The sequence below is a fragment of the Bradyrhizobium sp. CCBAU 25360 genome (genome assembly GCF_028128695.1).
Taxonomy (GTDB): Bacteria; Pseudomonadota; Alphaproteobacteria; order Rhizobiales; family Xanthobacteraceae; genus Bradyrhizobium; species Bradyrhizobium ottawaense.
Genome location: NZ_LBJA01000040.1, coordinates 23,048 through 47,544, shown reverse-complemented (window position 1 = coordinate 47,544; position 24,497 = coordinate 23,048). Strand labels below are relative to the sequence as shown.

19 protein-coding genes are annotated in these 24,497 nt (G+C 65.0%); 14 read left to right on the top strand and 5 right to left on the bottom strand.

Annotation, left to right across the window (positions count from 1 at the left end; translation table 11 throughout):
• Positions 1–95 precede the first annotated feature (95 nt).
• A complete protein-coding gene (locus XH81_RS19715; RefSeq protein WP_028139612.1) occupies positions 96–2,885 on the bottom strand; it encodes a [protein-PII] uridylyltransferase in 2,790 nt (929 codons plus the stop codon).
• Between the two features lie 188 nt (positions 2,886–3,073).
• Here XH81_RS19715 and XH81_RS19710 point away from each other — a divergent pair, with 188 nt between their 5' ends.
• The 6 genes from XH81_RS19710 to XH81_RS19685 all read left to right on the top strand — a co-directional run bounded on the left by XH81_RS19710 (position 3,074) and on the right by XH81_RS19685 (position 9,513).
• On the top strand, positions 3,074–4,045 hold the full coding sequence (locus tag XH81_RS19710; RefSeq protein ID WP_028139613.1) for an aliphatic sulfonate ABC transporter substrate-binding protein: 972 nt from the start codon (positions 3,074–3,076) through the stop codon (positions 4,043–4,045).
• A gap of 235 nt (positions 4,046–4,280) precedes the next feature.
• Positions 4,281–5,126, top strand: a complete 846-nt coding sequence (locus XH81_RS19705; protein ID WP_028139614.1) for an ABC transporter permease — start codon at positions 4,281–4,283, stop codon at positions 5,124–5,126.
• A 4-nt stretch (positions 5,127–5,130) separates the two neighbouring features.
• On the top strand, positions 5,131–5,916 hold the full coding sequence (locus XH81_RS19700; RefSeq protein WP_028139615.1) for an ABC transporter ATP-binding protein: 786 nt from the start codon (positions 5,131–5,133) through the stop codon (positions 5,914–5,916).
• 54 nt (positions 5,917–5,970) lie between these two features.
• Positions 5,971–6,480, top strand: a complete 510-nt coding sequence (locus tag XH81_RS19695; protein ID WP_028139616.1) for an OsmC family protein — start codon at positions 5,971–5,973, stop codon at positions 6,478–6,480.
• A 168-nt stretch (positions 6,481–6,648) separates the two neighbouring features.
• Complete coding sequence (locus XH81_RS19690) at positions 6,649–7,458, top strand: hypothetical protein (protein ID WP_028139617.1); 810 nt, start codon at positions 6,649–6,651, stop codon at positions 7,456–7,458.
• 378 nt (positions 7,459–7,836) lie between these two features.
• On the top strand, positions 7,837–9,513 hold the full coding sequence (locus tag XH81_RS19685; protein ID WP_028139618.1) for a methyl-accepting chemotaxis protein: 1,677 nt from the start codon (positions 7,837–7,839) through the stop codon (positions 9,511–9,513).
• Positions 9,514–9,626: 113 nt separating this feature from the next.
• On the opposite strand, the gene mutS is transcribed toward XH81_RS19685, so the two are convergent.
• Positions 9,627–12,365, bottom strand: a complete 2,739-nt coding sequence (gene mutS / locus XH81_RS19680) for a DNA mismatch repair protein MutS (protein ID WP_097668287.1) — start codon at positions 12,363–12,365, stop codon at positions 9,627–9,629.
• Between the two features lie 360 nt (positions 12,366–12,725).
• Between mutS and pcaF the strand changes: the two genes are divergently transcribed.
• The 6 genes from pcaF to XH81_RS19650 all read left to right on the top strand — a co-directional run bounded on the left by pcaF (position 12,726) and on the right by XH81_RS19650 (position 19,444).
• A complete protein-coding gene (gene pcaF / locus XH81_RS19675) occupies positions 12,726–13,934 on the top strand; it encodes a 3-oxoadipyl-CoA thiolase (RefSeq protein ID WP_028139620.1) in 1,209 nt (402 codons plus the stop codon).
• A 137-nt stretch (positions 13,935–14,071) separates the two neighbouring features.
• Entirely contained in the window at positions 14,072–14,965 is an 894-nt protein-coding gene (locus tag XH81_RS19670; protein ID WP_028139621.1) for a dioxygenase family protein, read from the top strand.
• Between the two features lie 94 nt (positions 14,966–15,059).
• A complete protein-coding gene (gene pcaH / locus XH81_RS19665) occupies positions 15,060–15,761 on the top strand; it encodes a protocatechuate 3,4-dioxygenase subunit beta (RefSeq protein WP_028139622.1) in 702 nt (233 codons plus the stop codon).
• The gene (gene pcaG / locus XH81_RS19660; protein WP_028139623.1) at positions 15,762–16,364 is read left to right on the top strand and encodes a protocatechuate 3,4-dioxygenase subunit alpha; all 603 of its coding nucleotides are present in this window, start codon (positions 15,762–15,764) and stop codon (positions 16,362–16,364) included. It begins immediately after the preceding gene.
• A gap of 251 nt (positions 16,365–16,615) precedes the next feature.
• The gene (locus tag XH81_RS19655; RefSeq protein WP_028139624.1) at positions 16,616–18,304 is read left to right on the top strand and encodes a methyl-accepting chemotaxis protein; all 1,689 of its coding nucleotides are present in this window, start codon (positions 16,616–16,618) and stop codon (positions 18,302–18,304) included.
• 48 nt (positions 18,305–18,352) lie between these two features.
• Positions 18,353–19,444: a phosphotransferase gene (locus tag XH81_RS19650; protein WP_028139625.1), complete on the top strand. Its 1,092-nt coding sequence runs from the start codon at positions 18,353–18,355 to the stop codon at positions 19,442–19,444.
• Between the two features lie 189 nt (positions 19,445–19,633).
• Here XH81_RS19650 and XH81_RS19645 read toward each other — a convergent pair whose 3' ends face one another.
• The 3 genes from XH81_RS19645 to XH81_RS19635 are packed head-to-tail and all read right to left on the bottom strand — an operon-like array spanning position 19,634 to position 22,846.
• Entirely contained in the window at positions 19,634–21,190 is a 1,557-nt protein-coding gene (locus XH81_RS19645; protein ID WP_271596336.1) for an MDR family MFS transporter, read from the bottom strand.
• A gap of 17 nt (positions 21,191–21,207) precedes the next feature.
• Positions 21,208–22,371, bottom strand: coding sequence for an HlyD family secretion protein (locus tag XH81_RS19640; RefSeq protein WP_028139627.1), 1,164 nt, complete (start codon positions 22,369–22,371; stop codon positions 21,208–21,210).
• Positions 22,364–22,846: a MarR family winged helix-turn-helix transcriptional regulator gene (locus XH81_RS19635; RefSeq protein WP_028139628.1), complete on the bottom strand. Its 483-nt coding sequence runs from the start codon at positions 22,844–22,846 to the stop codon at positions 22,364–22,366. Before XH81_RS19635 ends, XH81_RS19640 begins: the two co-directional genes overlap by 8 nt.
• Before the next feature lie 156 nt (positions 22,847–23,002).
• Here XH81_RS19635 and XH81_RS19630 point away from each other — a divergent pair, with 156 nt between their 5' ends.
• Both XH81_RS19630 and XH81_RS19625 read left to right on the top strand, forming a co-directional pair.
• Positions 23,003–23,497, top strand: coding sequence for a Fur family transcriptional regulator (locus XH81_RS19630; RefSeq protein ID WP_028139629.1), 495 nt, complete (start codon positions 23,003–23,005; stop codon positions 23,495–23,497).
• 36 nt (positions 23,498–23,533) lie between these two features.
• Complete coding sequence (locus tag XH81_RS19625) at positions 23,534–24,487, top strand: DMT family transporter (RefSeq protein ID WP_028139630.1); 954 nt, start codon at positions 23,534–23,536, stop codon at positions 24,485–24,487.
• The last annotated feature ends 10 nt before the right edge of the window (positions 24,488–24,497 follow it).

Below are 24,497 nucleotides of genomic sequence, written 5' to 3'. Positions count from 1 at the left end.
CCATTTCTCCGCGTCACCGGTGGCTCGATGGATTCCGGGCTCGCCGCTGCGCGGCGCCCCGGAATGACAAGAGAACGGAGGTGCGCGAACGCTCTTCACGCCGCCGGCTGGACCGCCTTGTCGCCGGCCATCACATGGGTCAGCGCGCTCTTGATCGCGGCCTGCCGGGTCGGCGCGCTGATCTGCGCGCCCAGGAGGTCGGTGACGTAGAACACGTCGCGGGCGCGCTCGCCGAAGGTCGCGACATGGGCTGAGGCGATGTTGAGGTTGAGCTTCGAGATCGCGGTGGTCAGCTCGTAGAGCAGGCCGGGCCGGTCGAGGCCGGACACCTCGATCACGGTGTAGCGGTCGGACCATTGGTTGTTGATGGTGACTTCCGGCTCGATCACGAAGGGGCGCGCCTTGCTGCGCACCGTGCGCCGCGCCACCACTTCGGGCAGCCGCAGCTTGCCTTCCAGCACATCCTCGATCATCTCGCCGATGCGGGTGGCGCGCCGTCCCTCGTCCTCGTCGCGGTCGTATTCCCGCGAGATCGAGATGGTATCGAGCGCGCGGCCGTCGGTCGTGGTGTAGATTTGGGCGTCGACAATGTTGGCGCCGGCCGAAGCGCAGGCGCCGGCGATGATCGACAGCAGCCAGGGATGGTCGGCCGCGAAGATCGTCAGCTCGGTGACGCCGCGCACCTCGTCGAAGCCGACATTGATCGCGAGCTTGTGGCCGGCCTGTTCGCTGGAGCGGACGAAGCGGGCGTGGCGAATTTTGCGCGCCAGCTCGACCTTGAGCCAGTAGGCCGGATAGTGCCGGCCGATATAGGCATCGAGTTCCTCCGCCGGCCATTCGGCGAAGGCATTTCGGAATTCGGCGTAGGCGGCGGTGAGGCGCTTGCCTCGGTCGACTTCCGAGAAGCCGCCGGTCAGCACCGGCTCGGTCTCGTAATACAGTGAACGCAAGAGCTGCGCCTTCCAGCCGTTCCACACGCCGGGACCGACGCCGCGGATGTCGGCGGTGGTCAGGATCGTCAGCAGCTTCATCTGCTCGACCGATTGCACCACGGCGGCGAAATTCTCGATGGTCTTGCGGTCGGAGAGGTCGCGCGACTGCGCGACCGTGGACATCGTCAGATGCTCCTCGATCAGCCAGGCGATGAGTTCGGTGTCGGCCGGGCTGAACCCTAACCGCGGACACAGCCGCCGCGCTACCTTGGCGCCGGCGATCGAGTGGTCCTCCGGCCGGCCCTTGGCGACGTCGTGCAGCAGTGTTGCGATGTAGATCACCGACCGGTGCTCGGGCCGGGATTTGCGCATCAGGTCGCTGGCGAGGGTGAACTCCTCGATGCCACCGCGCTCGATGTCCTGGAGGAAGCCGATGCAGCGGATCAGGTGCTCGTCGACGGTGTAGTGATGATACATGTTGAACTGCATCATCGAGACGATCTTGCCGAAGGCGCGGATGAACTGGCCGAGCACGCCGGTCTCGTTCATCCGCCGCAGCACGATCTCGGCGTTGTCGGAGGTCAGGATCTCCATGAACAGCCGGTTGGCCTCGGGATTCTCGCGCATCTGCGCGTTGATCAGGCCGAGCGACCGCGTCACGTCGCGCATCGCATCCGGATGGAAGGCGAGGTTGTTCTTCTGCGCGAGACGGAAAATCCGGATCAAATTGACCGGATCGTGCTTGAACACGTCGGGCGCGGCGACGTTGATACGGTTGTTGTCGACGATGAAGTCGTCGCTGTCGGGGACGCGCCGCTTCGCCGCGGTCGGCCGCAGCCGCGCCATCATCCGGCTCAAGACCGGCGCGGGCTTGGCCTGCTGGTCCTCGAGCTTGGCGCAGAGGATGGCGGTGAGGTTGCCGACTTCCTTGGCGACCAGGAAGTAGTGCTTCATGAAGCGCTCGACATCCTGCATGCCGGGATGCGAGGTGTAGCCGAGCCGCACCGCGATCTCGCGCTGGAGGTCGAAGGAGAGACGCTCCTCGGCGCGGCCGGAGTAGAAGTGCAGATTGCAACGCACCGACCAGAGGAAATCGGCGCAGCGGCGGAAGCTGCGGTATTCCTGCGCATCGAACACGCCGCGCTCGACCAGCTCGCCGGTGTCGCGGACGCGGTAGACGTATTTGGCGATCCAGAACAGCGTGTGCAGGTCGCGAAGTGCGCCCTTGCCGTCCTTGACGTTGGGCTCGACCAGGTAGCGCGACTGACCGCCGCGGCGATGGCGCTCCTCGCGCTCGGCGAGCTTGGCGGTGACGAATTCGGACGCGGTGCCCTGCACGACTTCCTTGTCGAAGCGCTCGACCAGCTCCTCATAGAGCGGCTTGTCGCCGGTGAGGAAGCGCGTTTCCAGGATCGCGGTGCGGATGGTCATGTCGCCGCGCGCCTGCCGGATCGACTCGTCCACCGATCGCGTGGCGTGGCCGACCTTCAGCCCCATGTCCCAGAGGCAATAGAGAATGGCTTCGGCGACCTGCTCGCCCCAGGCGGTCTGCTTGTAGGGCAGGATGAACAACAGATCGATGTCGGATTCGGGCGCCATCAGGCCGCGGCCGTAGCCGCCGGTCGCGACCACCGCCATGCGCTCGGCGCCGCTCGGGATCGGCGAGCGGTAGAGATGGCGGGTCGCCGCCGAATACAGGATGCGGATGATCTCGTCCTGCACGTGACAAAGCCGCTCGGCGCAGCGCCTCCCGTGGCGGTCCTTCAGGAGGATCTCCTGTGCCGCGGCGCGTGCCGCGATCAGCTCGGCCTTGAGCAATTGCGCCATGGCCGTGCGGAACGCGTCCTCGCGCCCCTGGTGCTTTTCGGCAAGCGCATCGACCGCGGCGGTGATCCGCGCAGTGTCGAAACGATCGTCCACCTCGGCCTTGTGCTCAGTCGCGACGCTGTCCATGTCTCACCGGATATAAGAGGTGACAGGCGCTGTCACCCGCCATTCTCTGGCAATAGTCGTTCCATGCTGGAAAGCTCCGGCTTTGGGCAAATCTGTTCTCGGCCGGCGCGCTTTCAAGGGGCGGATTTTCTCGTTGACCTCTAGATATAACTCATTGAAAAACAATGAAGTTTTGGAGGAGGCTGGGTATGACCGGAATTACACGACGCATTCTGCTGGCGGGAGCTGTTGCGCTCGCAATGACCCCCGCGGCCAAGGCGGCCGATCCGCTCAAGGAAATCCGCATCGACTGGGCGACTTACAATCCGGTGTCGATGGTTCTGAAGCAGAAGGGGCTCCTGGAGAAGGAGTTCGCCAAGGACGGCATCACCGTCACCTGGGTGCAGTCGGCCGGCTCCAACAAGGCGCTCGAATTCCTCAATGCCGGCTCGATCGATTTCGGCTCGACCGCGGGTTCGGCGGCGCTGGTCGCCCGCATCAACGGCAACCCGATCAAGTCGATCTATGTCTATTCGCGCCCTGAGTGGACGGCGCTGGTGACATCAAAGGATTCCAAGATTGCCGGCGTCGCAGACCTCAAGGGCAAGCGCGTCGCGGTGACGCGCGGCACCGATCCGCACATCTTCCTGGTGCGCGCGCTGTTAGGGGCGGGCCTCACCGAAAAGGACATCACCCCGGTGCTGCTCCAGCATGCCGACGGCAAGACCGCACTGATCCGCGGCGACGTCGATGCCTGGGCCGGCCTCGATCCGATGATGGCGCAGGCCGAGGTCGAGGAGGGCGCAAAGCTGTTCTACCGCAAGGCCGACGCCAACACTTGGGGCATCCTCAATGTGCGCGAGCAGTTTTTGAAGGACCATCCCGACGCTGCCCGCCGCGTCCTCGCGGTGTATGAGGAGGCGCGCAAATATTCGCTGGCCAATTACGACGAGCTGAAGAAGACCTTCATCGCGGTCACAAAACTCCCCGAGGCCGTCGTCGACAAGCAGCTCAAGGAGCGCACCGAGCTCACCCACAGCCGCATCGGCGCAGCCCAGCGCGAGTCGATCCTCGCCGCCGGCCTCGCTTTGCAGCAGGCGGGCGTCGTCGATGCAAAGGTCGACGTGAAGGCGACGCTCGACGCCCTGATCGACGACCAGGTCTCGCTGCCGACGAACTGATCGGCAGGGAAGAGGCAAGCGCGCACCACACCCCGCCGTCGTCCCGGGGCGCGAAGCGAGCCCGGGACCCATAACCACGGGGCGTGGCTGCCGCGCGCAGGCGGCCACTCCGAGTCCCCGTAACCATGCCTTCCTGTGGTTATGGACCCCGGATCTGCGCTTCGCTTGTCCGGGGCGACAATCGAGATTGCCGCGCGCCCTTGCAATCCCACACAAGACGCGCTTCCTACCGGCCATGATCTCCGACGCGCCAGCCTTGCAACAGACTTCGGAACCGGCCGAGAGCGCTGCTGCGCCCTCGCGCGCCGCGCGTTATGCACGGCCGGTGCTGGGGCTGCTGCTGCCGGTCGCGCTTGCGCTCGGCTGGGAGCTCGTGGTGTGGCTCGGCTGGTCGAACGGACGGCTGGTGCCGCCGCCTTCGCGCGTTTTTGCCACCCTCGCCGAGCTCGCCCGCTCCGGCGAGCTGGTCCGCCACATCACCGCAACGCTGTGGCGCGTCGGGCTCGGCTTCGCCTTCGGTGTGATCGCAGGCACGTTGCTGGGGGCCGTCTCCGGCTACTGGTCGCTGGCGCGCCGGCTGCTCGATCCGACCGTGCAGGCGCTGCGCGCGATTCCGTCGCTCGCCTGGGTGCCGCTGTTCATCCTCTGGCTCGGTATCTTCGAGACCTCGAAGGTCGCGCTGATCGCGGTCGGGGTGTTCTTTCCAGTCTATCTCGGCGTGATGGGCGCGATCCTCTCGGTGGATCGCAAGATCGTGGAGGTCGGCCGGACCTTTCGCCTCTCGGGCTTCGCCATGATCCGCCGCATCCTGCTGCCGGCGGTGCTGCCGGCCTATGTGGTTTCCCTGCGCGTCGGTCTCGGCCTCGGCTGGATGTTCGTGGTCGCGGCCGAGCTGATCGGTGCCTCCGAAGGGCTCGGCTATCTCCTGCTCGACGGCCAGCAGCTCGGCAAGCCCGCGCAGATCCTCGCCGCCATCGTGATCTTCGCCATCCTGGGAAAGCTCACCGATTGGCTGATCGAGGTTGCGGCCGCACCTTTCCTGCGCTGGCAGGATGCCTTCGGGCGCGCGAAGGGAGCTTGAGGCAATGCTGGCGCTCGACCGGGTCAGCAAGACCTATCCCAACGGCGTACAGGCGCTTTCGCGCTTCTCCGCCGACATCAGGCTGGGCGAGATCATCGCCATCATCGGCGGCTCCGGATGTGGCAAGTCCACGCTGCTGCGCGCCATCGCCGGCCTCGATCGCGCCAGCGCTGGCACGGTGACGCTCGACAATGAGGCGATCGTCTCGCCGCATGCCAAGATCGGCATCATCTTCCAGGAGCCGCGGCTGCTGCCCTGGCTCAGCGTCGCCGACAATATCGGCTTCGGCCTTGCCGATTTGTCCGCGGCGCAGCGGCGCGAGAAGGTCGCGCGTGCGCTCGAACGCGTCGGGCTGGCGGAAAAGGCGCAGGCCTGGCCGCGCGAGCTCTCCGGCGGACAGGCGCAGCGGGTTGCGATCGCACGGGCGCTGGTGCCGCAGCCGGAGGTGCTGTTGCTGGACGAGCCGTTCTCCGCGCTCGATGCCTTCACCCGCAGGGATCTCCAGGATCATCTGCTCGACCTCTGGGCGGACACGCGGCCGACGCTCATCCTCGTCACACACGACGTCGACGAGGCCGTGGTGCTGGCCGACCGCGTGCTGGTGATGCGGCCGCGGCCGGGCCGGTTGTTCGACCAGATCGAGATCAATCTCGGCCGCCCACGCGACCGCAATTCGCCGCTGTTCGAGAATTTCAAGCGAAGTGTGCTGACGTCACTCGACCGTTCGCTCGACCGCAATGTGCCCGACCGTGACGCAACCCAGGGTCCCGGTCAGGCCATGTGGTGGTGACAATTTCGCTCTGAACCGGTACATCGAGGGGCAATTTTCCGGGAGAGAACGAAAATGGACGCTGCAGAGCTGCGCCAGATGCAGGCTCCGATCAAGGAGCGCTACAAGACCGATCCCAAGACCGCGCTGATCACGCTGAAGGCCAAGGGCTCCACCGACAGCGAAGGCATCGCCTGCAAGGTCGAGACCGGCCGCGCCATCGCGCTTGCGGGCCTGCATCCGGCGACCGGCGGTTCCGGCCTCGAGCTCTGCTCCGGGGACATGTTGCTTGAGGCGCTCGTCGCCTGTGCCGGGGTCACGTTGAAGTCGGTCGCGACTGCGATCGAGGTGCCGCTCAAGACCGGCAACGTCTATGCCGAGGGCGATCTCGATTTCCGCGGCACGCTCGGCGTCGACAAGGAGACCCCGGTCGGCTTCGCCGAGATCCGTCTGCGCTTCGAGGTCGACACATCGGCGCCGCAGGACAAGCTAGATCTCCTGCTCAAGCTGACCGAGCGCTATTGCGTGGTCTACCAGACCATCAAGAACGGCCCGAAGGTTTCGGTGTCGATGCAGCGGATGTGAGGGGCGAAAGCCGCTACTCCACGGATGGTGTCGTTCCCGCGGAGGCGGGAACCCATAACCCCAGGCCGTCGTGATTTCGCACGGTCGTTGCTCCAGCTCTCAAACCAGTACGGCCTGTGGCTATGGATTCCGGGCTCGCGCTTCGCGCGCCCCGGAATGACAGACAGAATGTCCCCCGATCTCCACTTCCTCCTCTTTCTTCTCCTGCGCATGGCGATCGCGGCGGCGTTCGTCGTGACGGCCTCGATCATCACCGAGCGCGCGGGTCCGGTGATCGGTGCGCTGGTCGCGACCCTGCCGATCTCGGCCGGTCCCTCCTACGTCTTCCTCGCGCTCGACCACGATGCCGCCTTCATCGCGCAGGGCTCGCTGGCGAGCCTTCCGATCAATGCTGCGACGATCTTCATGTGCCTCATTTATGTCGTGCTGGCGCAGCGGCATGGTCTTGCGGCGAGTTGTGGAAGTGCGGTTGCCGTCTGGATCGTGCTTGCCTCGATCATCCGCCAGTTCGACTGGTCGCTCACCGCCGGGCTCGCCGCCAATCTGATCGCCTTCGGCATCTGCATTCCGCTGCTGGCGGGCTATCGCCATGTGAAGATGCCGCTGGTCACGCGGCGCTGGTACGACGTGCCGATGCGGGCTGCACTGGTCGCGACCCTGGTCGCCATCGTGGTCTCGACCTCGGGCTGGGTGGGCCCCCGCATCAGCGGCATCATCGCGCTGTATCCCGTGGTGTTCTCCAGCATCATGGTGATCCTGCATCCGCGCATCGGCGGCGCGCCAACCGCCGCCGTGCTCGCCAACTCCGCCTGGGGCCTGCTCGGATTCGGCACCGCAATCGCCGTCCTGCACGTTGCAGTGGTGTCGTTCGGCTCGGCCGTCGGTCTGTGTCTCGCGCTCGGCACCTGCGTCGCCTGGAATCTGACGCTGTGGGGAATCGGCCGACGCGCGATGCACAACGCGCGGCAAGGGCCGTGAGACTACGGACACGCGCGACGCCGTGTCGCGAAAGAACGTGTCGGAGACTGCGTCTCATGCCGATTGGCAGCGCAGCATCTTCCCAAGCCATTGAATGAGAAACGTCATTTCAAGTCGCAGGGCCGCGGATGGCTTCTCTCGACGCCCGCCGGATCGTTCCCGGTCCTGCTGGTTTCCGACACTTCTATTAGAACTTTGTTCGAGCTTTTACCGTAGGAATGATCCTGCATACCCGCTCCGCTGTCATCGGCGCGAACTCGTCCGAGCTGCATCCGAGTGCAGGGACTCGCGGGAATTGTTATTTGAGTACGGCTGTTTCGCCGCGACGGTCACTTCCCCTACGAGCTGTCTACGTAATTTCGAGATGGAGATTCTTTGATGTTCGGTCGCAAGTCCCAGATTGACGCACAAGCACGGCTCGATGCGATCGGCCGCTCCCAGGCCATGATCGAATTCAATCTGGATGGCACGATTCTCACGGCCAACAAGAACTTTCTCAACGCCCTCGGCTATCGGCTTGACGAGATCCAGGGCAAGCATCATTCCATGTTCTTGCCGGCCGACCAGCGCGACAGCGCCGAGTACAAGGCGTTCTGGGCTGCGTTGAACCGTGGCGAGTGTCAGGCCCGCGAGTTCAAGCGGATCGCGAAGGGCGGCCGCGAAGTCTGGATCGAAGCAGCCTACAATCCGGTGCTCGACGGCAATGGTAAGGCGGTGATGGTCGCCAAGATCGCGACCGACATCACCGCGAAGAAGATGCGGAGCATGACGGATGCGTCGAAGATCGCCGCCATCAGCCGTGCCCAGGCCGTCATCGAATTTAAGCTCGACGGCACCATCGTCACCGCCAACGAGAATTTCTGCAAGACGCTCGGCTATTCGTTGGCCGAGATCGAGGGCAAGCATCATAGCCTGTTCGTGGCCGAGGCCGACCGCAACGGCACGGCCTATCGCGAGTTCTGGGCCGCACTCAACCGCGGCGACTACCAGGCCGGGGAGTTCAAGCGTATCGGCAAGGGTGGCCGCGAGGTCTGGATTCTCGCTTCCTACAATCCGCTGCTCGACGAGACCGGCAAGCCGTACGGTGTCGTCAAGTTCGCGACCGACATCACCGCGGACAAGCTGAAGAACGCCGATCTTGCCGGTCAGATATCGGCGATCGACAAGGCCCAGGCCGTGATCGAATTCAACATGGACGGCACGATCATCGCCGCCAACGCCAACTTCCTCAGCGCGCTCGGCTACTCGATGGCCGAGATCAAGGGCAAGCACCACAGCATGTTCGTCGAGCCCACGGAGCGCGACGGCGCCGCCTATCGCGAGTTCTGGGCCGCGCTCAACCGCGGTCAGTACCAGGCGGCCGAATACAAGCGCATCGGCAAGGGCGGCAAGGCGGTTTACATCCAGGCCTCCTACAACCCGATCCTCGACCTCAACGGCAAGCCGTTCAAGGTCGTGAAATATGCCACCGACACCACGCGGCAGGTGCTGGTCCGCATGGGCAACGAGCGCGTCCGCGGCATGATGGAATCGGTCGCCGCCGGTTCGGAGGAACTGAACGCGTCGGTGCGGGAGATCTCCGAGGCGATGACCAAGTCCCGCGAGACCGCGATGAGCGCGGTGGAGCAGGTCGCCTCAGCCGACGCGCAGGCCCAGCGCCTCACCGAGGCGGCGCAGTCGATGAGCGGCATCGTCGAGATGATCAACAGCATCACCGGCCAGATCAACCTCTTGGCGCTGAACGCCACGATCGAATCGGCCCGGGCCGGCGAAGCCGGCCGCGGCTTTGCGGTGGTCGCCTCCGAAGTGAAGAGCCTCGCCAATCAGGCCAAGCAGGCCACCGACAAGATCGGCCAGGAGATCGGCAGCCTCAACGGCATCTCCGGCGACGTGGTCAGCGCGCTCGGCTCGATCAAGCAGGCGATCAACAATGTCAGCGAATACGTGACATCGACCGCCGCTGCCGTCGAGGAGCAGAGCACGGTGACGAACGAGATGTCGACCAGCATGCAGCGCGCGGCCGCGGAAGCCGCGGCGATCGCGGCGCGGGCGTAGCGCTCAGCGCACGGAAGCGTAGGGTGGGTTAGCGCAGCGTAACCCACCTCTTTAGTTTCTGCGGTGACGGACGTGATGGGTTACGCCTTCGGCTAACCCACCCTACTGCACCTTCACTGCTTCGGCAGCTTGGCCTTCAAGGCATATAGCGCATCCAGCGCCTCGCGTGGCGACATCTCGTCCGGATGCAGCGCCTTCACGGCTTCCATCAAGAGGTCCGCCTCGCTCGGCGGAGCGGCTTCGGCGGCCGCGCGCGAGGGCACGGCGAATAGCGGCAGGTCGTCCACCAGCGCGCGCGCGGTCTGGCCGCGGTCCTGCGCCTCCAGCTTGGAGAGCACCGACTTCGCGCGCGTGATCACGGCCGGCGGCAGGCCGGCGAGCTTGGCCACCTGAATGCCGTAGGAGCGGTCGGCCGAGCCCGGCAGCACCTCGTGCAGGAATACGACATTGCCCTGCCACTCCTTCACCCGCACCGTGGCGTTGAACATCCGCGGCAGCTTGGCCGAGAGCGCGGTCAGTTCGTGATAATGCGTGGCGAATAGCGTGCGGCAGCGATTGCTTTCGTGCAGATGCTCGATCGCGGCCCAGGCGATCGAGAGACCGTCGAAGGTCGCGGTGCCGCGGCCGATCTCGTCGAGGATCACGAGCGAGCGCTCGCCGGCCTGGTTCAGAATCGCCGCGGTCTCGACCATCTCCACCATGAAGGTGGAGCGGCCGCGGGCGAGATCGTCGGCGGCGCCGACGCGCGAGAACAGCCGGTCGATGATGCCGATCCGCGCCCGCGTGGCCGGCACGAAGCTGCCGATCTGGGCAAGAAGGGCAATCAGCGCGTTCTGGCGCAGGAAGGTCGATTTACCGGCCATGTTGGGGCCCGTGAGCAGCCAGAGCTGACCGGACTTTTGCGCCGGGCTTGGTGAGAGGTCGCAGGCATTGGCGATGAACGGCTCGCCATTGCGCTTCAGGGCCTGCTCCACCACGGGATGGCGGCCGGCCTCGATCGCAAAGCCGAGCGAGTCGTCCACATCCGGTCGCACATAATTGTCGTCGACCGCGAGTTTTGCCAGCGAGGTCGCGACGTCGAGCAAGGCGAAGGCGTGGGCGGCGGCGCGCAGATCGTCGCTGATCGCCATGGCCTTGGCTGACAGCCGCTCGAAGATCTCGAGCTCGAGCCCGAGGGCGCGGTCGCCGGCATTGGCGATCTTGGCTTCGATCTCGCCGAGTTCCGAAGTGGTGAAGCGCACTTGGCCCGCCAGCGTCTGGCGATGGATGAAGGTGGCGTTCAGCGGCGCCGACATCAGTTTGTCGCCGTGCTGCGCGGTGACCTCGACGAAATAGCCGAGCACGTTGTTGTGCCGGATCTTGAGGCCTTTCACGGACGTCGTGTCGGCGTAGCGCGCCTGCATCGAGGCGACGACGAGACGCGAGGCATCGCGCAGGTTTCGGGCTTCGTCGAGCGCGGGCTCATAGCCCTGTCGAACGAAGCCGCCGTCGCGCTTGATCAGCGGCAGCTGCTCGTCGAGCGCGCTGGCGAATTCGGATGCGAGCTCGCGCGACGGTCGCTGCAAGGCCGCCATCACCGCCGCGATCTCCTGCGGCGGCTGATCGAGTTCGCCAAGCCGCGCCAGCACCTGGTCGGCGGCGACGATGCCGTCGCGGATGCCTGCGAGGTCGCGTGGGCCGCCGCGTCCGACCGACAGACGCGCCAGTGCGCGCGACATGTCGGGCGCACCGCGCAGGATGCTGCGGATGTCTTCGCGCGCAGCTGAATCGGCGACAAAGGTGCTCACCGCATCGAGCCGGCGCGCGATCGCGGGAGCGTCCGTCAGCGGCGCGGCCAGGCGTTGGGCAAGCAGGCGCGAGCCCGCCGAGGTCACCGTGCAGTCGATCGCATCGAGCAGCGAGCCGCGGCGTTCGCCGGCGAGCGTTCGCGTCAGTTCCAGATTGGCGCGCGTGGCCGGGTCGATCGCCATCGTTGCGCCCGAGGCTTCGCGCGCGGGCGGCGACAGCGGCGGATGCTTGCCGACCTGGGTGCGGTCGACATAGGTGACGGCTGCTGCTGCTGCGGTAGCCTCCAGCCGTGTGAGCTGCGCCAGCCCGTCCATGGTCGCGACGGTAAAGTAATCGCACAGCCGCTTCTCGGCGGTGGCGCCGTCGAAGACGTCGCGCGTCAGGGGTGTCACGGCCGGCAGCTCGCGCAAGGTCTGTCCGAGCTCGTTGTCGTTATAGAGCGCGTCGGTGACGATGGCCTCGTTCGGGTTGATGCGCGCCAGCGTTGCGGCGAGCTCGCCGCCCGAGCATTCCATCACGGTGAACTCGGCGGTCGAGATGTCGATCCAGGCGAGGCCGAAGCGGTCGCCGCCGGCAGAGGAGCGGGCGCGCGCGATCGCGAGCAGATAATTGTTGGCGCGGGCATCGAGCAGCGTGTCTTCGGTCAGCGTGCCCGGCGTGACCAGCCGCACCACGCCGCGGCGGACCACACTCTTGTTGCCACGCGCCTTCGCGGCAGCGGGATCCTCGGTCTGCTCGCAGACCGCGACGCGGTGCCCGGCCGAGATCAGGCGGTGCAGATAGTCCTCGGAGCGCTCGACCGGCACGCCGCACATCGGGATGTCGGCGCCCTGATGCTTGCCGCGCTTCGTCAGCACGATGCCGAGCGTCCTGGAGGCGATCTCGGCGTCCTCGAAGAACAGCTCGTAGAAGTCACCCATCCTGTAGAACAGCAGTAGGCCCTGATGCGCCGCCTTGATCTCCAGGTACTGTTCCATCATCGGCGTCACGCGCGCGATGGCTTCCGCTGGCGAGGTGGGCGCTTCGTCGGGGGGCGGCACAGGTATCGGCTGTTGTACTGTCATGGGCGGCGCAACCTACAAAATTTCGCCTGAGCGTCCTATTGGTTTGGCTTGGAAGGGCGGGTTTTCCACGCTGTCCGCATGGCGGGATATGGGCGCCACATTCCGGTCGTCATTCCGGGATGCGCCGTCAGGTGCAGGCCCGGAATCCATAACCCCGGCTCGTGGTTATGGATTCTCAGGTGCGCAATGCGCACCATAGCTCGCGACTTCGTCGCGCCCCGGAATGACGACTGAGTTTCATGGTCATCGGTCGAATGCGCCACCCGCGAAACCGTCAATTGACCTGCTGCGGGCGCCCTCCTAAAACTCCGGCGTCATTGAAGAATTCTGGCCGAACCGCGGCATTCAGGGAGAACAGCGATGCGTGACGTCTTTATCTGCGATGCCGTGCGGACCCCGATCGGCCGTTTCGGCGGCTCGCTCGCCAAGGTGCGCGCCGACGATCTTGCGGCGGCCCCGATCAAGGCGCTGATGGCAAAACACCCCAATCTCGACTGGGCGCAGGTGGACGAAGTCTTCTTCGGCTGTGCCAACCAGGCCGGCGAGGACAACCGCAACGTCGCCCGCATGGCGCTCCTGCTCGCAGGTCTGCCGGACTCGGTTCCCGGCCAGACGCTCAACCGGCTCTGCGCCTCCGGCCTGGATGCGGTCGGTGCGGCCGGCCGCGCCATCCGCTCCGGCGAGATCGAGCTTGCCATTGCCGGCGGCGTCGAATCCATGACCCGCGCGCCCTTCGTGATGGGCAAGGCGCAGGAAGCCTTCTCGCGTTCGGCCGAAATCTTCGACACCACCATCGGCTGGCGCTTCATCAATCCGCTGCTGAAGGCGCAGTACGGCGTCGATGCCATGCCGGAGACCGGCGAGAACGTCGCCGAGGAATTCCAGGTCTCACGTGCCGACCAGGACGCCTTCGCCATCCGCTCGCAGCAGCGCGCAGGCAAGGCGATCGCGGCCGGCTATTTTGCGGAAGAAATCATTCCGATCACCATTCCCGGCGGCAAGGCGGGTCCTGTAACCGTCGACAAGGACGAGCATCCGCGTCCCGAGACCACGCTGGAAGGTTTGGCAAAACTGAAGCCGATCGTGCGCAATCCCGGCACGGTCACCGCCGGCAACGCCTCCGGCGTCAATGACGGCGCCGCGGCCATGATCCTGGCATCCGAAGCCGCGGTGAAGAAGCACGGCCTGACGCCGCGCGCGCGCATCCTCGGCCTCGCCTCGGCCGGCGTGCCGCCGCGCATCATGGGCATCGGTCCCGTGCCCGCGACCCGCAAGCTGATGGAGCGGCTCGGCAAGAAGATCAGCGATTTCGACCTGATCGAGCTCAACGAGGCCTTCGCCTCGCAGGGCATTGCCTGCATGCGCCAGCTCGGCGTCGCTGACGATGCGGATTTCGTCAATCCGCATGGCGGCGCCATCGCGCTCGGCCATCCCCTCGGCATGAGCGGCGCACGCCTCGCGCTCACCGCCGTCCACGGCATGGAGAAGCGCGGCGGCAAGCTCGCGCTCGCCACCATGTGCGTCGGCGTCGGCCAGGGCGTCGCGGTCGCGATCGAGAAGCTGAACTGACGGTCCACGCAGTGGACCGTCATCCCGGGGCAGCCCGAAAGGGCTGAACCCGGGATCTCGAGATTCCGGGCCTGGTCCTTCGGACCATCCCGGAATGACAGTGTTGGCGTTACGCGGGTCGCTTCAAGGACCGTCCCATGATCATCGAGCGCGAGCAGGACGTCACGGCCGCGGCACTGGCGGTGATGGAGCGGACTTCCGATCCGCGCATGCGCCAGATCATGATCTCCCTGGTCAAGCATTTGCACGGCTTCGTGCGCGACGTCCGCCTGACCGAGAAGGAGTTTCGCGATGCCACCGCTGTCATCGCCGAGCTCGGCAAGCTGACCACCGACACGCACAACGAAGTGGTCCTGATGGCGGGCTCGCTCGGCGTCTCCCCGCTGGTGTGCCTGCTCAACAATGGCGACCAGGGCAATACCGAAACCGATCAGTCGCTGCTCGGGCCGTTCTGGCGGTTGAACTCGCCGCGGGTCGAGAATGGCGGATCGATCGTCCGCTCCGAGACCCCGGGTGCGCCGCTATTCGTGAACGGCCGCGTCGTGGACAAGGACGGTCGTCCGATCGCTGGCGCCGAGGTCGATGTCTGGCACGCCTCCCCGGTCGGCCTCTACGAGAACCAGGACCCCGATCAGGCCGACATGAACCTGCGTGGCAAGTTCACGACCGACCAGGACGGGCGCTTCTCCTTCCGTTCGGTGATGATGGTCGGCTATCCCATTCCGACGGGCGGCGTGGTCGGCCGCCTGCTGGAGGCGCAGAGCCGCCATCCCTATCGCCCCGCGCATCTGCATGCCCTGATCCTCAAGCCGGGCTTCAAGGTCCTGATCTCGCAGGTCTACGATCCCAACGATCCCCATATCGACAGCGACGTGCAATTCGGCGTGACGCAGGCGCTGATCGGCAAGTTCCTACGCCATGACGCGCCACATCCGACCGAACGCGAGGTTGCGACGCCCTGGTATTCGCTCGACCATGTCTACCGGCTCGAAGTCGGGGAAGCCGTACTGCCGCGTCCGCCGATCAAATAGGGCTCAAACCCGCTTCCCCCAATTAGTTATATCCTATAATGATTGGCGGAAGCGTTGTCCGGCCGGACCACAATGGCCGGGGAGGAGTTCGTCCATGACATTCATCTATCCCACTGACAGCAACAAGGCGCATCCGCTGCCGCTGTCGCCCGACTACAAGAGCTCGATCAAGCGTGCGCCGAACAAGCCCTTGATTCCGATGCGCCATACGTTGTCGGAGCTGACAGGCCCGGTCTACGGCCACGAGACCGTCCGCAAAGGCGACAACGACCTCACCACCCAGCACAAGGGCGAGCCGATCGGCGAGCGCATCATCGTGCACGGCCATGTGCGCGACGAGGACGGTCGCGGCGTGCCGAACTCGCTGGTCGAGATCTGGCAGGCCAATTCGTGCGGCCGTTACGTCCATGTCCGCGACCAGCATCCGGCGCCGCTCGATCCGAATTTCACGGGGGCCGGCCGCACCGTGAGCGATGCTGCCGGCTACTACCGCTTCGTCAGCATCAAGCCGGGCGCCTATCCCTGGGGCAATCACCACAATGCCTGGCGTCCCGCGCATATCCATCTGTCGGTGTTCGGCCATTCCTTCGTCACGCGCCTCGTGACGCAGATGTATTTTCCGAACGATCCGCTGTTCCCGTTCGATCCGATCTTCAACTCGGTGCCGGACGAGAAGGCGCGGGCGCGGATGGTCTCCTCGTTCGATCTCGAGAACACCCAGCCCGAATGGGCGCTGTGCTACCGCTTTGACGTCGTGCTGCGCGGCAAGAACGCCACCCCCATGGAGAATCACTAAGTGCAGGATTCTGTGACGCCCGACGGGATCACCCCATCGCAGACGGTCGGCCCGTTCTTCAAATACGGCCTGACGCCGAACGGCGAATACGCCTGGAACGACGCGTTCACCAACTCGACGCTGACGCCAGACGTCACCGGCGAGCGCATCCGCATCGAGGGGCGTGTGTTCGACGGTGACGGCGTTGCCGTGCCGGATTGCATGCTGGAGATCTGGCAGGCGGACGCGCAGGGTCGCTTTGCCGACCCGCAGGACAAGCGTGCGCTGCCGAATGCGAGCTTCCGCGGCTTTGCCCGTTGCGGCACCGACAAGGACGGCTATTACGCGTTCGAGACCATCAAGCCGGGCACGGTGCCTGATCCCGATGGCAAGCCACAGGCGCCGCACATCCTCCTTGCGGTGTTCGGCCGCGGCATGCTGCGGCATCTCTACACCCGGATCTATTTCAGCGACGAGGCCGGCAACGCCGCCGACCTTGTGCTGGCGCTGGTGCCCACCGAGCGCCGCCCCACGCTGACTGCGGTGCGCGAAGCCGGCAAGCCCGTCTACCGGCTCGACCTGCGGCTCCAGGGCGACAACGAGACAGTGTTCTTCGACGTGTGAGGCAATGCGTGCCGGGGAGGCTTGATCCTCGGCACGCACGTCTCATCTGGCGCATCGAAGCCGAGGTTGCCTCCGGCCGAAACGATTCGCACGTGTGTGCGTCAGGCTCGCTGACTCAAATACCGATGGCTTGACGGCAAATTCCCGTAGTTATGCGGAGTTCGCGCGATACAATTTCGGCGCGAAGCAATCCCGTATTTACCGTATTCGTCTAGGGTGGCTGCAGTTTCGACGCCGCCCCGGATTGTTTCATGAAATTTCGTCTGTCCTTGTCCTCTGCGATCATTGCGTTCGGCATCGTTCTCGCCATCGGTTTTGCCGCCGTGGTTTCGACCAGCCTCTATGCCTTGAAAGAGCTCAAGGTCGGCGGTCCGCTCTACTCCGACATCAAGCTCGGCAACGACCTCATCGCGGACATTCTGCCGCCGCCGGAATATGTCATCGAGGCCTATCTCGAGGCGACGCTGGCCATGCGCGAGCCGGACCAGCTGGCGGCCCACGGCGAACGTCTGGTCCAGCTCCGCAAGGACTACGACGAGCGCAAGGCGTTCTGGGTCACCTCCAGCCTCTCGGCCGACCTGAAAACGGCGCTGGTGTCCAAGTCCGACGCCGAGGTGCAGAAGTTCTGGAAGGCGTCCGACCAGCTCCTGCCGGCCCTCAAGGCCAAGGACGCCGCTGCGTCCGAGCGCATCTATGCGCAGCTGAAGGACGCCTACACCGCGCATCGCGCCGTGATCGACAGCATCGTCGAGAACGCCAACAAGCAGAATGCCGCCATGGAAAAGCTGGCGGCGGACCGCGACAGCTCGATGCTTTATATCCTCCTCGGCGTCTCCGCCGCTGTCCTGGCTTTCGTTGCTGCGGGCCTGCTCGGCGTCGCCCTCGGCGTGGTGCGCCCGATCGTGCGCATGACTGATACGATGCAGAAGCTTGCGACCGGCGATCTCGCCGCCGACATTCCTTTCGCTGACCGAAAGGACGAGGTCGGCTCGATGGCGGGGGCGCTTGTGGTGTTCAAGCAGGCGGCGGTCGAGAATTCCCGCCTGCGCGAGGAGCAGTTGCGGCAGGAGCAGGAGGCGGCGCTCGCCAAGCGCTCCGCCCTGCACCAGATGGCCGAGACCGTCGAGCGCGAGACCGGCCGATCGGTCGACACCGCCGGCGCAGCGACGCAAGGCGTCGAGCGGGCGGCGTCCAGCCTGTCGGAGATCGCGAAGTCGCTCTCCGCACAGTCGCAGGCGGTCGCGGCGGCCTCCACCCAGGCCCTCGGCAGCTCGCAGGCCGTCTCGGCCGCGGCCGAAGAGCTCAGCGCCTCGATCCGCGAGATCGCAAGCCAGGTCGTGCGGACCAGCACCGTCACAAAATCGGCTGTCGCCGGCCGCGAGCAGGCGCGTTCGACCATCCAGGCACTGGCCGGATCGGTGAAGAAGATCGCCGAGGTCTCCGACCTCATCGGCGGCATCGCCGGCCAGACCAACCTTCTGGCGCTCAACGCCACGATCGAGGCCGCCCGTGCGGGCGAGGCCGGCCGCGGCTTCGCCGTGGTCGCCGCCGAAGTGAAGTCCCTGTCCGACCAGACCGCCAAATCCACCGAGGAGATCACGCGGCTAATCACCGAGATTCAGGCCTCGACGCAGGCCGCGGTCGATGCCGTCGAGACCATGGGGGGCCACATCGTCGAGATCGACGGCGTGGCGACCTCGGTTGCCGCCGCGATGGAGGAGCAGGACGCCGCGACGCGGGAGATCACGCGGTCGATTTCCGAATCGGCTTCCGCGGCCAAGGAGGTCTCGGCCAAGATCGGCAATGTCAGCCGCGACGCCGCTTCCGTGAACGAGCGCGCCGCCGAGGTCAGGCAGGCGATCGCCGGCATGGCCGCCAATCTCGAACAGCTCCGGTCGGTCGTGGTGCGGACCGTGCGCGACTCGACCGAGGCGGCGTGAGCGCGGCATCGGACCGGCGGCTGGTGCGTGGGGTCATGATCGTGCAGTATGGCGCGGGACAGGGGCATCGTGAATTTCATGACACCTCCACAACTGCCTGATGTCGTTGAGCCCGCCCGACTGACGGCGGCACTGCGCAGGGGCGGCGTGCTGGATGCCGGCGCCGTGCGCGAGGTGAAGGTGCTGCATCAGCGCGACACCGTCGTGTCACATATCGTGCGTCTCGGCCTGCGCTATGTCGGCGAATCCGGCGGCGCGCCGCAGACACTGATCCTGAAGACGCCGCATGCCGATTTTGCCAAGACGCTCGCGCATGGTGGCCGGCACGAAGTGGCCTTCTATGCGAAACTTGCACCGAATATGCCGCCGGGGCTGGTGCCGCGTTGCTTTGACGGACAGTTCGATGAGGAAAATGTCAGTTGGCATCTGCTGCTCGAGGATCTCACCGATAGCCATGATGTCGCGGCCCAGTGGCCCCTGCCGCCGTCTCGCGAACAGGCGCTGGCGATCGTCACGACGCTCGCGAGCTGGCACGCGGCATGGTGGGACCACCCAAGTCTCGGCGACACCGTCGGCAGTTGGATGAGCGCCGATGATACGTCAAGGTTGATGGAGACCTTTGCTGGCCACTATGATCGTTTTGCCGATCTTCTCGGCGACCGCCTGAGCGAAGAACGACGCATCCTCTATCGACGGTTCATTGAGCAGTCGGATCGTTTGCTTGAGCGCTATCATTCCCATCGACATCTCTCTATTGCCCACGGCGATGCCCATACTTGGAATTTCCTCCTGCCGCGCGCGGACATCGCCGACACCGTGCGCATTTTCGACTTCGACCAGTGGCGCATCAACGTGCCGACCCACGATCTCGCCTACATGATGGCGACGCAATGGTATCCGGAGCGCAGGCAGACGCTCGAGCGCCTGCTGCTCAACCGTTATCATGAGACCCTGATCTCGCACGGCGTCAGCGGCTACACGCGCGGCGCACTTGACCAGGACTATCGCCGATCGGTGCTCTGGCACATCACCAAGCCGGTCTGGCAATGGAGCATCAACCTTCCGCCGCTGATCTGGTGGAACAATCTGGAGCGGATATTTGCGGCCGTGGATGATCTGGGCTGCGAGGAGTTGTTGTAGGGGTCGCGCCGCATATTCAGTGTCGTCCCTGCGAACGCAGGGACCCATAATCACAGGGAGTAGTTTGGCGCGAGACTGGTAATTCAGAGTCTTCGCCAAACTACTCCCTGTGATTATGGATCCCGGATCTGCGCTCCGCTTCGCTGCGCTTGTCCGGGATGACAGTGGAGATTGGTGATCGACCGCGTCCTACTCCATCACCGCATGTTCCGGTCCCGCCGCCTGCTTGCGCAGCGTGGCCTTGGTCGAGCCGATCAGCAAGGCGAGCGGGATGGTGCAGAGGATGAAGAACATCACCAGCTGATAGTCGTAGGCGAAGGCGATGATCTGCGCCTGCACGCCGACCATCCTGTCGGCCATGGCGCGGCCGGCGTCGGTGGAGAGGTTGATCATGCCGCTGACGCTGGGCATCTGGAGCGCGTGGTTGAACGGGTTGATGTGCTCGGACAGGATCGCATAGGTCCGCCGCGTCCCCTGCGTCAATTGGGCGATGACGACGGAAATGCCGACCGAGCTCGCGACGTTGCGCATCAGGGTCAGCATCGCGGTGCCGTCAGTGCGCAGATCGTTCGACAGCGTCAGGAACGCCACGGTCGAGAGCGGCACGAAGACGAGGCCGAAGCCGAAGCCCTGGATGACGCTGACGGTGACGATCTCCGGCACCTGGGTCAAATCGGTCCAGCCGGTCATCTGGAACAGCGAGCCCGCGGTCAGCGTCAGGCCGGCGATGATCAGCGTGCGCGCCTCGAAATAGCGCATCATGCGGCCGACCAGCATCATCGCAAAGAAGGTGCCGAAGCCGCGGCTCGCCAGCAAGAGGCCGGCGGTGATGATGGGATAGCCGATCACGTTCTGCATATAGGGCGAGGCCAGCGCCATGGTCGAGAACAGCACGAGCCCCATCACGATCATGAACACGCAACCGGTGACGAAGTTGCGATCCCGAAACAGCGCGAACCGGATGAACGGCGTCGAGGTCGTGAAGGAGTGCGCGAGGAAGAAATAGAAGGCGACGGCAGAAACGATGAACTCCGCGAGGATCTCATTGGATTCCAGCCAGCCCAGCTGCTCGCCGCGGTCGAGCGCGAGCTGAAGCGAGCCGATCGCGACCGCCAGCGCGGCGAAGCCGAACCAGTCGAATCTGAGGCTGAGATTCTTGTCCGTCTCGTCCATGAAGACGATCAGCCCGAGCACGGTGATGAAGCCGAACGGCAGGTTGACGAAGAACACCCAGTGCCATGAATAAGTCTCGGTCAGCCAGGCGCCAAGTGATGGACCCATGATCGGACCCATCATCACGCCCATGCCCCAGATCGACATCGCCTTGGCGCGTTCCTGGAGCGTGTAATAGTCGAGCATCACCGATTGCGACAGCGGCACCAGGGCGGCGCCGAACACACCTTGCAGCAGGCGGAACAGCACCATCTGGTTGATGTCTTCGGCGAGGCCGCACAGCACCGAGGCCATGGTGAAGCCGGCCGAGCAGATGATGAAGATGCGCTTGCGGCCGAAGCGGTTGGCGATCCAGCCGACCGGCGCCGTCATGATCGCAGCGGCGACGATGTAGGAGGTCAGCACCCAGTTGATCTGGTCCTGCGAGGCCGACAACGTGCCCTGCATGTAGGGCAGGGCGACGTTGGCGATGGTGGTGTCCAGCGCTTGCATGATGGTCGCGGTCATGGCGCAGATCGTCACCATGTTCCGGCGCAGGCCGGGGACCATCAGGCTGGCATTGGGACCGGACATCGGGTCAGTCCTTGCGTTCAGTCTTTATCCTGGCTCGCTGTCGCCGACAGGCCGAGCAGGCCGGCGAGCGAGCGCTGATGGCCGGTGTCGATGGTGGCGTAGACGCTCATGCCGGCCTTCAGCTTCCGCACATATTTGTCGGTCTCATCGAAATAGATGCGGATCGGCACGCGCTGCACCACCTTGACGAAATTGCCGGTAGCGTTCTGCGGCGGCAGGATCGCGAATTGCGCGCCGGTGCCGGGCGAAAGCGAGCCGATCTTGCCCTTGAAGACGTGGTTCGGGAACGCGTCGACCTCGAGCGTGACGGGCTGTCCTTCGGTGACGTGGGTGAGGTCGCTCTCCTTCGGATTGGCGTCGACCCAGGGGTGGGCGACGTCGATGATGGAAAACACCGGCGTGCCGGCGGCGACATAGCGGCCGAGCTGGATTTGCTCGACCTGCGTCGCCACGCCGTCCATCGGCGCGCGCAGCACGGTGTGGTCGAGGTTGCGCTGGGCATCGTCCAGCTTGGCCTTCGCCTGGGCGTAGGATGGGAATTGCTCCAGCGGCAATTCGGGGTCGCCGAGCAGCTGCGTCTTGGCGTTGGAGAGCTGTTGCTTGATGTATTGCGCCTGTGCGCCGGCGGTGACCAGCGCATTCGAGGCATTGTCGAGATCGAGCTGCGAGCCGTAATTGTTCTTCACCAGCGCCTGCTTGCGCTCGACGTCGCGCTGCTTCAAATCGATGCCTTGCTGGGCAAGCCCCAGCATGTCGCCATAGATCTTGATGTTGGCGACGAGGTTGTCGTAAGTCGTGCGGGCCTGCGCGAGCTGCGCCTTGGCTTCGTCCACCGCGTGGCGAAACGGAGCGGGGTCGATCTCGAACAGCTCGTCGCCCTGCTTGACGGACTGGCCTTCCTTCACGACGACCTTCTGGATCTTGCCGGAGATGTCGGGCGTCACCAGCACCTTCTGCGCGCCGACATAGGCGTCGTCGGTGCCGACATAGCGGCCGCCATGCAGGTAGAAGGTGATGCCGCCGATGGCGGCGATGACAGGCAGCACGACCAGGAGCAGGAAGCGGCGGTAACGCCGCAGGCCGGCGACCAGGCGGCGGCGCGGATCGGTGCCGGCCTTCTTGGTGGGCTTGCCGCTGTCGGTCTTCTGCTCGGGCTGGAACTTGAGGACTTGGTCAGCCATAGCGCTGCTCCTTACGCGCCTGTTCCGCGCCGCTGGTCTGGATCGCGGTACGCACGTTTTCCTTGATGGTTTCGAGCTGGGTCAGGAGGCGATGGGCGTCCGCCGGCGTGATGCCGTCGAGCGCGTTGGCGGTGAGCTCGGACTTCAGCCCGCCCATCCGGCCCAGCAATTGCCGGCCGGCCTTCCTCAGATACAGGCGCTTGACGCGGCGGTCCGAAGCGTCGCTGCGGCGCTCGATCCAATCATTGTCGCAGAGCTTGTCGATCAGGCGGGTCAGCGTGATCGGCTGCATCTCGAGCAGCTCCGCGAGTTCCGACTGCTTCATGCCCTCGCTGCGCTCGACCTTGGCCAGCACCGCCCATTGCGCCCGGGTGATGCCGAACCGCGATGCCTCCTTGTCGGCATAGACGCGCAAGAGGCGATAGAGCTCACCGAGCGTGAACAGGAAGTTCTGGTCGACGGACCCGCGGGTCATAAGCTTGGTCTCCAATAAGCTTGGAATATAATAAGCAAGCTTATGATTATTCCATGGCGGATTATCAGGATGCTGTCCCGCAGCGCGAGCATGGCTGGCAGCCGGTCGCAGGGTCGTGCTTTGGGTTCCCGGGCTCAAATGCTAGAACGTGGCCGCATGACCCTCGCAAAGCCGGCATTTCCCGCGCCTGACCACGATCACGGCCGCTGCACCGCGGATGCGCTGGCGCATGCCGAGGAGGTCTGCAAGCAGCGCGCTCAGAAATTAACGCCGATACGCCGTCAGGTGCTGGGGGCCTTGCTCTCCAGCCACCGCCCGCTCGGCGCCTATGAGGTGATCGACGAGCTTGCCAAATCGATGTCGCGGCCGGCGCCGATCACGGTCTATCGCGCGCTCGATTTCCTGATGGCCAACGGCCTCGTGCACCGCATCGAAAGCCGCAATGCCTACCTTGCCTGTGCCGCCCACGACCACGACGCGACCTCGGCGGTGGCGTTCCTGATCTGCGAGCGCTGCGGCCTGGTCGGCGAGATCCCGTCGGCGTCCTTCGCCGGGGACCTCAATGCAGCGGCGCGCAGCTCGGGCTTTGCGCCTAAATTGTCCGTGGTGGAGATCACGGGCGTCTGCACCCATTGTCAAAAAGCTGCATAGAGCAACAACGGCGCAAAGCCGGGTAGTCGGGAAGAGATGTCCTCGCCACAAGCCAACTATTCCGCCGCACGTCCCCTCAGTGCCGGCGCCATCGCCCTGATGCTCATGCTGTGCCTGACCTGGGGATTCAACCAGATCGCGGTGAAGCTGGTGCTGCCTGACATTCCGCCGATGCTGCAGGCCACGATCCGCTCGGCGGGCGCGCTGCCGGTGCTGTTCCTCATCGGCACGCTTCGCGGCGTCAAATTCTTCGAGAACGATGGCACGTGGAAGCCGGGCCTGATTGCCGGGCTGATGTTCGGCATCGAATTCGTGCTGATCTTCCAGGGGCTGCGCCTCACCTCAGCCTCGCGCGCAGTGGTGTTCCTCTACACCGCGCCGTTCTTCGTCGCGCTCGGCTCTTATCAGGTGCTTGGCGAGCGGCTCGGCGCCTCGCAATGGCTGGGCCTTGCCATCAGCTTTGCCGGCGTCGCCCTCGCGATTGGCGTGCCGCAGCCCAATGTCGATTCGCATGTCCTGCTCGGCGACCTCATGATCGTCGGTGGCGCCGCGCTGTGGGCGGCGACGACACTGGTCGCCAAGGGCACAAGGTTGCGGTTCGCCGCGCCCGAGAAGGCGCTGGGTTATCAGGTGGCGATCTCGATCCCGATCCTGGGACTGGCGGCATGGCTGTTCGGTGAGACCATCACGCATACCCCGGCGCCGCTGTCGCTCGGCCTGATGGCCTTTCAGGCGATCTGGGTGGTTGGAACCACGTTCACGCTTTGGTTCGCGCTGGTGAAGGCCTATTCGGCCAGCAAATTGTCGGCTTTTACCTTCATCACCCCTTTGTTTGGCGTCGTCGGTAGCTATTTCATCATGCACGACACGCTAAGCTTGGCGTTCGGGGCGGCTGCCGTCCTTGTAATTGCTGGGCTTTTTCTGGTTAACCGTCCCAGCCAAGTCGCTGCGGCGCCGCGCGATGCATTGCTGAACGTCACCAAAACCTGATATTTGGACC